Source organism: bacterium (assembly GCA_029210965.1).
Classification (GTDB): domain Bacteria; phylum BMS3Abin14; class BMS3Abin14; order BMS3Abin14; family BMS3Abin14; genus JALHUC01.
The window spans coordinates 1-9,931 of the sequence record JARGFZ010000063.1 but is presented as its reverse complement, the minus strand read 5'-3'; the positions used below and the strand labels follow the sequence as shown (position 1 = coordinate 9,931).

Genomic DNA, 9,931 nt, shown 5'->3' with positions numbered 1-9,931 from the left:
CCCAAATCAATGACTCACTCCGTAAGTCATTGATTTGTAAGGAAAGGGAAAACGACGCTTTTCCCTTTCCGTGGAGCTAAAAGTCCCGGATTGGACTTTTTGCGATTCTATCAAGTTTGATGTTTGAGGTTTCTCTCTACACACTACACTTTAAACGCTACACTTCAGACTGATTCCCTCTTTTCATTAAGGTTGGCTTCAGACCCGTCTTTGCGGCGAAGGCCAGCCACTCCTTGTCCTCGGAGATCTTCTTGAACAGCCCTACGAGTCCGTCTCTGGCCTCATCCGAGATGCCGGGAGGAGCGAAGATGGCGCGCATCATATTGTAGCTTAAATCGATGCCGGCCTCCTTGCCCGTGGGGACATTCTCATATCCGGGGATGTTAAGGCGTCTCTCCTGGAACACACAAAGCGGTCGCACGAACTCCGGGAAGAACCCCCCAACTTCGCTCACCTGGTTTACCGTGGCTACGACGTGTCCGCCCACAAGAGCCTGGGCAACGTCATTGCCGCCCTTGAAGGGCACATACTTGAACGGTTTGGTACCGGCGATGCGCTCGATGGCCCGGAAGACGATCTCGTCCTCCTGTTTCGAGCCGGTACCCACCACCTGGAGGCTTTCCTTCTTGGCTGCCTCGATGAAATCTGCAGCCGTCTTGTAAGAACTGTCGTTTTTAACCCAGAGCGGGAAGTTGTCCAGCGCCAGCAGGGCTATGGGAGTGAAATCCTTGTAGCTGAAGGGCAGTTTCTGAAACAGCGGGGTCGTGAAAAAGGCGTTCAGGGTGATCATCATCTGGTACTCGTTCCCCTTCTGCCCCAGCACCGACTGCATGGCCACAGCCTTGGCACCGCCATCTTTGTTGACGGGAATGATGGGCTGAGAAACAACGTATTTGCCTTTGACGTTCAGGCCGATGAGGAACCGGGCATACTGGTAGGCGCCACCGCCGACTCCGGCAGGGATTGTGAACTCGATTGGTCTGGTCGGCCAGGGTGCCGCCTGGGCAACCTGGCCGAATAGAAAGACGCCTGAAAGTACCAGCACACTAATTACTGCAATTAAAACCGGTAAACGCCTTATGTAACTTTTCATGTTCTCCTGTCCTCCAAAAAATTGTTTAAGAACAAACAGATACCCACACTAACCCCTGGGGTTGGCGACTCTACCGAATGACACCTCCTTTTAAGGGAAAACCCGTTGCTGGGCACCTCGAATATCGAGGCAAAGCAAGTATATCTCTGATTTTTATAAACGCTAAGGGGGACAAAAAAATAATTAATTTTGGTTAGAAAAGGGAAAAAGAGTGAACAGTGAACCGTGATCAGGGAAAGGTAAGTTTAACGTTCAACGTTGTCATTGCGAGGAGCGGCGGGGGAGCCGAGGGCGAAGTGGCAATCCCGAAGGCTTCACCGGGATCACAGCCCATACCAATCACGATTCACGGCCTTTACAGAATCTCGTCAAGCCCTATATCCATCCTCGTACTGATCTTCCTCAGCTTGCGCAGGGCAGAAGCTTCGATCTGCCGGATCCTCTCCCGGGTCACACCATACTGCTGACCAATGGACTCGAGAGTCTTGGGTTCACCATCGCCCAGCCCGAACCTGAGGATGATGATCTCCCTTTCGTTTTTCAGAAGTTCATTGAGCCAGTTGTAAATGAGTGCTACACGGCTTTCTTCCTCTATCCTCTCAGAGGGCATGACGGCCTTATCGTCCGGTAAGAGATCCATGAGTTCCTGGTCATCATCCTGGCCAACGCGGGTTTCGATGGAAGAGGTTCTCCGGACAATCTGGTAGATGTACTGGATCTTGATAAGCGGCAGATCAAGGAACTCCGCAATATCCTCCATTGCAGGTTCCCGGCCCAACTGCTGAAACAGTTTTCTCTCCGCCTTAAGAGTAGTGGTTATATCCTCGGAGACATGAACAGGGAGTCGTATAATCCGAGCCTGGTTGACGATGGCGCGCTCAACGGATTGTCGGATCCACCAGGTCGCGTAGGTAGAAAAGCGGAAACCTCTCTTGTAGTCGAACTTTTCCACGGCCCTGATAAGGCCCAGATTTCCCTCTTCGATAAGATCCAGCAAGGGAAGTCCTCGATTCATATACCTCTTGGCTATATTGACAACGAGCCGGAGGTTGGATTCGATCATGAGGCATCGAGCGTCCTCTTCCCCCTCCCACACCCTCTTTGCCAGTTTCAGCTCTTCTTCTGCGGTGAGCAGTTTCGTACGGCGAATCTCATCCAGGTAGATCCTGATGGGATCCCGGCTCGCTCCCGCACCTCTTTTGGCGCCCTTCGAAGCAGAGGAGCTATTATTCTCTTCCCCTATGTCCGAACTCTTACCTCTGGACATCCACGCTACAGTCTGGACAGATATTTTCGGGGATCCTCGGCAACACCTCTTCTGCGGATCTCGAAGTGAAGATGTGGTCCGGTGGCGCGCCCCGTGGATCCAACCTTCGCTATAGTCTGTCCCTTTATTACATTGTCCCCCATTCTAACCTGGAGTACCGAATTGTGCGCATACACAGTGGAAAGATCGTTGGCGTGTTTCAGCACAACCACCTTACCATAACCTCTCATACCATTCCCACTATATGCAACCCTTCCTGAGGCAGATGCCAGAACCAGCGTTCCCCTGGGAGCCGCCAGGTCTATCCCCTTATGAACGTCTTTCCCCCGGGGCCCGAAATCAGATGTCTTTCGCCCGTGGAGGGGCCAGATCAGCGTGATCCCTTCCATGGAAGGTGTTTCATCCTCCGTAGGGGTGGACAGGACTTCAAGAGCCTGACTGACCCCGGGAATGAATAGCACCCTGCCAATACGCAGGTCGGTTACATCCTCAACGTCATTTACCCACTGCAGCGTCTCCAGGTCAACCCCATAAGTTTTGGAGATCCGCCACAAGGTTTGACCTGTTTCCACCGTGTGATAAATGCCGGTAAAGCCCTGGTCCTGGCCCGGCTGTTTCACGGGGACCCACGGTTTCGGGGGGTAATACACCTGCCTGGAGGCGCAACCTGTAGTGATGGCAGCCATTAATAATATCAGGCAGAAACCCAGGCGGCCACGGGTGAACTGTGAACCGTGAACCGTGAACCGGGAAAGAGTGCACCAGTGCACCAGTGCACGAGTGCATTTTGGTGGCTTTGAGATCTGAGATTTGAAATCTGAGATCAAACTACCCCTCATGTTCCCGATGACTCCGGTCAACAACGTACTTGACCAGAAAAAAACCTCCCGCGAGAAGGACCATAAAAACGATACTGAGCCAGTTGAAGTAATCTTCAATGAGGTGCCTCACCGACTCTCCCCAAAAATAAATAGCCCCGGTCACCATGAAAAAACGGGCGCTGCGGCTTAAAGCCGATACCAGGACAAAAGGCTTGAACGGTATTTCGAAGGTGCCTGCTGAAAGGGTGAAGACCTTGTAGGGCACCGGTGTGAACCCTGCAACCGCGATAGCCCAGATCTCATACTTTTCGAAAGCCTTTTTCACAACCTGGATCTTTGACTCCGAGAAAAGTTTGTGAAGCAGGGGCCTGCCTCCCACCCAGCCGATCCCGTATCCGAACATACCTCCGAGAACCGACCCCACAGCGCAGATGAGTGCCAGCTTGAAAGCCATTTCCGGCCGGAGCATCGCCATGGCAATAAGGAGAACATCCGGGGGGATAGGGAAAAATGAGGATTCCGCAAAGGCCAGAAGAAAAAGGGCTGTCTCCCCGGAGGGGCTCTGGGCCCACCCTGTCATCCAGTTGATCATTCCCTCTACCATCAGTTAACCTCCCAGCCGTGTTTGCCCACAAGGCGCACAAAGACACAGCTGCCCAGGCGATCCTCCCTGATGGATCCATCCTCCCCCTTGGTAACGCGCACAAGTTCCTGCAGGGAGTTCGTCCCTACCGGTATGACCAGAATACCCCCGGGCGCAAGCTGTTCAATAAGCGGTTCCGGAACGGACGGAGCTCCCGCGGTGACGATGATCCGGTCGTAGGGCGCGTATTCCTCCCAGCCCAGCGTGCCGTCAGACAACTTGATCAGGACGTTTTTGTATCCGAGGCTGTCGAGGACCTTGCGGGCCCGCCCCGTGAGGGAAGGCACCCTCTCGATAGAGTAGACGCGGGCGGCCAGCTCCGCCAGCATGGCTGTCTGGTAGCCGGAACCGGTGCCGATCTCCAGCACCGTCTCACTGCCTGTTAGCTTGAGAGCCTCAGTCATGAGTGCGACGATGTACGGTTGGGATATGGTTTGCCCTTCTCCAATGGAAAGGGGATGGTCCTCGTAAGCGCTCATGCGGTGAGCATCGCCTACGAACAGATGCCTGGGTACCTTCAACAGGGCGTCCAGAACCCTCTGGTCCTTGATACCCCGCGGGCAGATATCTTTTTCCACCATCCTTTTACGAGCCCAGGCCTGCCGGTCAGCGTTGTTTTTCAATTTTGTCTCCAGGTTTGAAATTTTCCGGATGAAAGTTCTTAAGAGTCTCAAGTTCCCTATAGTTGGTCATGTCTGCGTGAAGGGGCGTAATGCTGATATATCCCCCATTAACCGCTCCCACATCGGTCTCGATGCTTCCACAGTAAGGGAGCCGTTCACCACCGATCCAGAAATAGGATCTTCCTCTCGGGTCCTCTTTCCGAATCACGCTTTCAGAAAAACGGTTTAACCCCTGGCTCGTAAAGAGGTATTTGCCAAGGTCCTGCTCTGGATTATCCGGGACGTTGATATTGAAGATCGTGTCCTCCGGTAGGCCGTTCTCTAATATCCACCGTGCTGTTCTCTCGGCAAAGGTGGCAGCCGGTCGGTAATCGGCGTAACGGTCATCAGCGAGAGATACGGCAAAGGAGGGAATCCCCATGAGGTTTCCTTCCAGGGCGGCCCATACGGTGCCGGAGTAGGTAACATCCTGTCCCATATTCCCTCCCCTGTTGATCCCGGATACCAGGAGATTGGGTTTCCTGCCTTCAAGTATGACGTTCACCGCCAGGTGAACACAGTCGGTGGGGGTTCCGTCTATGGCGTAACGGTCCTTGCCCAGCTCATCAACGCGAAGCGGCTGATTAAGGGTCAGGGAATGGCTTGCCGCACTCCTCTCCCTGTCCGGAGCCGCCACGACAACCTTTCCCACCGACCTGAGGGCTTCTGTCAGAGCCAGTATCCCGGGTGCGTATACACCGTCATCGTTGGTAACTAGAATGACCATTGACTTTGCCCTTAGCGTCCCTTGAAAACTACTGAAATAAAAGATTTTTCTGGCAACAGTAACCTTTTGCTCTAAACGGCTCAACTGTGGAGAATAACCTTTTGTAAGGGTGTTTTCAAGGAGGGTTCATGGTGAACCGTGAAAGGTGAAAGCGAGACACACCGCAACGCTCCAGATAGCTCATTTACCACAAAGACACGACCCTCAGGCAAATTTAACAGGGATGAAGGGGATGAAAGGGATGAAAGGGATGGAAAAGCTAAACATGGAAAAGCTAAACATTCAACTACATGGTAATTCTATCTTCTCAAAATAATTGTTAAAACGTCGGTACTCAACCTTCGCTTTTCTGAAATTGATCAACATTCCAACGGGTAATTCTGTAGTTTTGAGATAATTCAGCATCTGTGCAATATGTTCTGGTGCGATGGATTGTACCGCTTTTAATTCCAACAAAACACTATTCTCGACCACCAAATCCGCATAAAACTCTCCAACCAAGTGCCCCCTGAATTGAACATGAAGAGAAACCTGTGATTCACATTTCGCCCCTCTTCACGAAAAGCAATAATCAGCGACTTTTCATAAACTGATTCAAGGTAACCGCATCCGAGTTCGTTGCTCACCTCAAAACACACCTTTAATATCCGGGAGGTCAGGTCTCTTAATTCCATAACACTTGACTTGCACTATCCATATCGGAATGTGTGGAATTGGAGTTTATGCTGGAGTCATTTCTTGTAGCTTTAAGCCTATGGGATTTCAGGTCTATCCCCTTCATCCCCTTTATCCCTGTTAAAATCATGCCCTGGCGTTGGGAAACAGTATTATATGGGATGGAATGGAGTGGGAGGATCAGTCACCTGTTAGTAATTTCAAAGCTGTCAATAATTTCTACGGAATCGTTCCACACATCAACCATCAGCTTCCCCTCCCCATCAAAATACAACACGCAGAAATGGTAGGCCTTTACAAACAGGTCGCTGTCGGAGCTGATACTTTTCTGATCTCTGAGGGGAGCCCCTCCCCCTCCCGCAACAATGTACCGGATGCCGTTGACCGTTGACCTTTCGTAGTCGTGGTCATGGCCGTTGAATACGGTGTCAACGCCGTACTGCTGGAAAAGGGGCACCAGGTCGTCCCGAATACCCGGTTCATCGCTGCCGTGCTGTCCGGTGCTGTAAAGGGGATAGTGGAAGGTCACGATGGTGAAGTCGGTGGATGAAATGCTGGAGGACAGTTCGCTTTCCAGCCAATGATACTGGGTGGATGCCTCGATAAGGGAGGTCGCCGCCGCCAGGGAAGATCCGGTGTCCAGCACAATGAATTTCAGCCCCTCTATGTCGTTTACGGAGTACCACCTCTCGTTCCCTGGAAGTTCGAAGTTGTCGAAATACAGGGACGATTCGTGTTCATGATTTCCTAACGCCGGGTAAAAGGGGGTCCCGGATGGCAGTTGGGAAGCGATGTTGTTGAAGGTGACCCAGTTGTCGGCCACCCGTCCATCGTTGACCAGATCCCCTGTATGGAAAACAGCCTCTGGAGTTAGAGATGCCATACCCTCCATCATCAAACGGTGCATACTGTCACCTGTCCGGCTGTCACCGTAGATCACGACCCCGCCTGAGAGGTACTCAGGAAGATCCGCCCAGTCGGCCGTGGACCCTCCACCGCACGCGGAGATGGTGAAAAAAACAGACACAAATGCAATTACTAACGGTTTGCCTATTCTCAATTTTACACCCTCACTTCTCAATGAGCGCCACTCACGCTCCTCAAGCTCCCGTTTCCAACTTCCAGGATAGCAGATATTACCCAAGGCGATTTCTAACAGGGATGAAGGGGGTGGAGGGGATGGGGTAAACCAAAAAACCAATTTCCTAAGGTGTTGATCTTCCCCCTTCTTTCACCGCCTGTCACGCCAAAGGCGTGATTGACCCCGTTTTATCCCCTTAATCCCTGAAAAATAAGCATTTTCTGTTCACGGTTCACTGGTCACCGAATCTAACTTCTATCTCTTTAAATTCCCCCGGTTCTAACTCCACAATGAATTTCCGGGTAACGAACCTGGAGTTTTTTACCTCCAGCTTGTGAAGTCCGGGTTTCACATCGAATGTCAGGGAAGGGTTCGCCTCACCCACGAGTTCTCCATCCATAAATACGCTGCCTGCTGGTCCAGCCACAAGAGTGATCCGGGCTTTTAATGGTGATGTAACGACCTTTTTTAAAATTTCACTTTGCCTGGAGCCACCGGCAAAAAACCATACAGCAGTTCCTGCTGCAAGCAGGACTATGGGAAGGATCCAGAGAAAAGGTCTTCCTGTTTTGCGCTTTTTTGTTTTCTCTATATATCGACCTTCATCCTTCTCAGGATCCAGTTCGGGTACATCCTTCATGGTCAGGGGTGTTTGAGGTGAACTCTTAACGACAGGCTCTCTTTCAAAGCTGTCTGTCATGGATCCGTCGGGCTCAAGCGGGGGAAGTTCCGCTGAGGGTCCCACCTCAAGTTCATAGATGGACGACCCCGGATCCCGGATCAGGGACCTTTCTTCTCCTTTTTCCGCTGAAGTATTCAGGGAGGGCTTTTTTTCCCCACCTCCCGTTGTCCTGACCATGGGAGATGTTCGGTCATCCTCACCAGCACTTGAGTGAAGTCTCGTCCTTTCCTGCTCCCTGGTGTTTACCACAAGCCGTTTAATGACATCCGGGCGGCTGGGCGTTTCCAGGGGCATCACCATTTCCAGGACGGTGGAAAACTCCTCCATGGAGCCGAAACGGCGTTCAGGGGTCTTCTCAATGCACTTCATCACCGCCCGGGAAATGGATTCCGGCACTTGTGGATCCAGTTCGTGCAGGGGTATTGGCTCACCGTGGAGAACATCCTGTATAAGGGCAATGTGGTTCGTTCCGGAGAACGGTTTTCGTCCGGCGATCATTTCGTAAAGCACCGCGCCAAGGCTGAAAAGATCGGCACCCGGCCCCAACTCCTCCTCGGCGATCTGTTCAGGGGACATGTATGCAGGAGTACCGAGGATCTGCCCTGTAACGGTGAGGTCACCTGCTCCTGCAACCGAAACAATGCCAAAATCCATGAGCCTTATCTCACCGCTGTCTGACAGCATGATATTGCCCGGCTTGACATCCCTGTGCGCCATCCCCTTTGAGTGGGCGTAATGCAAAGCCTCGCTGATGGCCATTGCAATGAGAACGGCGTTCAGGTAAGGGATCGATCCCAGACTGAGCAGGACATCCTTAAGCTCCGCACCGCTGACAAACTCCATGGCTATATAGGCCTTGTTATCCTCTTCCCAGAGATCATAGACCGTGACGATGTTGGGATGCTCCAGAGCGGCGGCAGCCCTGGCCTCGAGGCGAAACCGTTCCAGAGCGTTTGGCTCGGAACGGAACCTCGCCAGGTCAAGCTCCTTCAAGGCCACGACCCGGTTGAGGGATTCCTGCAGGGCTTTGTAGACAGCAGCCATTCCACCCTGGCCGATCTCTCCCTGGATTGTGTAGTTCCCAAGTGTCTGGCTCATGCACGCTCCCGGTAGCAGCAACGAATCGTTGATGGTTGGGTGGATTTTAGCATAGACAAATGAAGGAAGTGGAGAAGAGAGATATTAATAGCAGGAGCAGAGTTTATCGGACGCGCAATGATGCCCCCTTTGGATTTATTTCCAGGTCCCGGGTTTTCCCGAACACCGGGCAGGGCGATACGCTCTATGCCCCCCATTGAGGCGTTAAAGGAAAGGCGGAACCAGATTCCGCCTTTCCCTTTGCTGCTGTCCGACAATTTGAAATAAATGTTAAATGACTGACCTGCTAAAGCTCGGAAGTGCAGTTCGGGCAGCGGGTCGCATTAATGGCAATGTTGGTGAAGCAAAATGAACACTCTTTCGTGGTCGGCACCTCCGGAGGAGTCTCTTCCTGGCGCTGCATTTTGTTCAGGGATTTAACGACCATGAATACCGCTACAGCGACAATGATAAAGCTTATGACTGTGTTGACAAACATTCCGTAATTCAATGTCACTGCCCCGGCAGCCTGTGCATCTGCGATGGTCATGAAGGGACCCGCCTGGGAACCCTCTTTCAGGATAATGAAAAGGTTGGAAAAGTCCACGTTGCCCATAAGTAATCCGATGGGCGGCATCAGGATGTCGCTCACAAAGGACTTTACGATAGTCCCGAAAGCGGCACCTATGACAATACCGACGGCCATGTCAACAACGTTGCCTTTCATTGCAAACTCTTTGAATTCCTTAAACATTTTAAACCTCCTCTGCCGGCCTTCAGGCCGGATTCCCTGGTGAAAATTCCGAACTACACTAAATTGGACCCGCGCCAAATAGAGCCGTCCCTGTTTGTCGCGTCCCGTACCAGATAAATATTAGCACAGTTGTCAAAAAAACAAAGGTGGCAGGGATCAGATCAGGAGGTATCTAAGTGGCTAGGTGTCTAAGTATCTAAGTATCTGCGTATCTAGGTAAAAGCTTCAACCACCAGCCTGCCACGGCGAAGTACATAGATTGACTATATATTTAACACCATCAGAAACCTGAGAATGTGAGGTGCGACCGTATGCAGTAACGGCCATTTATCTGGCGGGTTCAAGTCCCGTCCGAGGAGTTATCCGTTCACTTCGGTAGCTGGCGGGAGCGGCGTCTGGGTAACCAGGGGTCGTAAGTTCCCTCCCGGCAAAGCCGCAGGCCACAACGC

9 protein-coding genes and 1 pseudogene are annotated in these 9,931 nt (G+C 52.0%); all 10 read right to left on the bottom strand.

Translation table 11 applies throughout. The annotated features are described in order from the left end of the window. Positions 1-157 precede the first annotated feature (157 nt). Positions 158-1,093, bottom strand: coding sequence for a tripartite tricarboxylate transporter substrate-binding protein (locus tag P1S59_13760; protein MDF1527301.1), 936 nt, complete (start codon positions 1,091-1,093; stop codon positions 158-160). A gap of 355 nt (positions 1,094-1,448) precedes the next feature. Further along, positions 1,449-2,360: a sigma-70 family RNA polymerase sigma factor gene (locus P1S59_13755; GenBank protein MDF1527300.1), complete on the bottom strand. Its 912-nt coding sequence runs from the start codon at positions 2,358-2,360 to the stop codon at positions 1,449-1,451. Positions 2,361-2,365: 5 nt separating this feature from the next. After that, positions 2,366-3,046 carry a LysM peptidoglycan-binding domain-containing M23 family metallopeptidase gene (locus tag P1S59_13750; protein ID MDF1527299.1) on the bottom strand — a complete coding sequence of 227 codons (681 nt, stop codon included), beginning with the start codon at positions 3,044-3,046 and terminating at the stop codon, positions 2,366-2,368. Positions 3,047-3,188: 142 nt separating this feature from the next. Further along, a complete protein-coding gene (locus tag P1S59_13745; protein ID MDF1527298.1) occupies positions 3,189-3,785 on the bottom strand; it encodes a DedA family protein in 597 nt (198 codons plus the stop codon). After that, positions 3,785-4,405 carry a protein-L-isoaspartate(D-aspartate) O-methyltransferase gene (locus P1S59_13740; protein ID MDF1527297.1) on the bottom strand — a complete coding sequence of 207 codons (621 nt, stop codon included), beginning with the start codon at positions 4,403-4,405 and terminating at the stop codon, positions 3,785-3,787. Before P1S59_13740 ends, P1S59_13745 begins: the two co-directional genes overlap by 1 nt. Positions 4,406-4,430: 25 nt before the next feature. Next, positions 4,431-5,213, bottom strand: coding sequence for a 5'/3'-nucleotidase SurE (gene surE / locus P1S59_13735; GenBank protein ID MDF1527296.1), 783 nt, complete (start codon positions 5,211-5,213; stop codon positions 4,431-4,433). Positions 5,214-5,495: 282 nt separating this feature from the next. After that, positions 5,496-5,887, bottom strand: a pseudogene (locus P1S59_13730) (GxxExxY protein). 185 nt (positions 5,888-6,072) lie between these two features. Next, positions 6,073-6,969 carry a metallophosphoesterase gene (locus P1S59_13725; protein ID MDF1527295.1) on the bottom strand — a complete coding sequence of 299 codons (897 nt, stop codon included), beginning with the start codon at positions 6,967-6,969 and terminating at the stop codon, positions 6,073-6,075. Between the two features lie 232 nt (positions 6,970-7,201). Then, positions 7,202-8,749, bottom strand: a complete 1,548-nt coding sequence (locus tag P1S59_13720; GenBank protein MDF1527294.1) for a serine/threonine-protein kinase — start codon at positions 8,747-8,749, stop codon at positions 7,202-7,204. Between the two features lie 286 nt (positions 8,750-9,035). Then, positions 9,036-9,482 (bottom strand): large-conductance mechanosensitive channel protein MscL, encoded by a 447-nt coding sequence (mscL, locus tag P1S59_13715; protein ID MDF1527293.1) that lies wholly within the window; start codon positions 9,480-9,482, stop codon positions 9,036-9,038. Positions 9,483-9,931 lie beyond the last annotated feature (449 nt).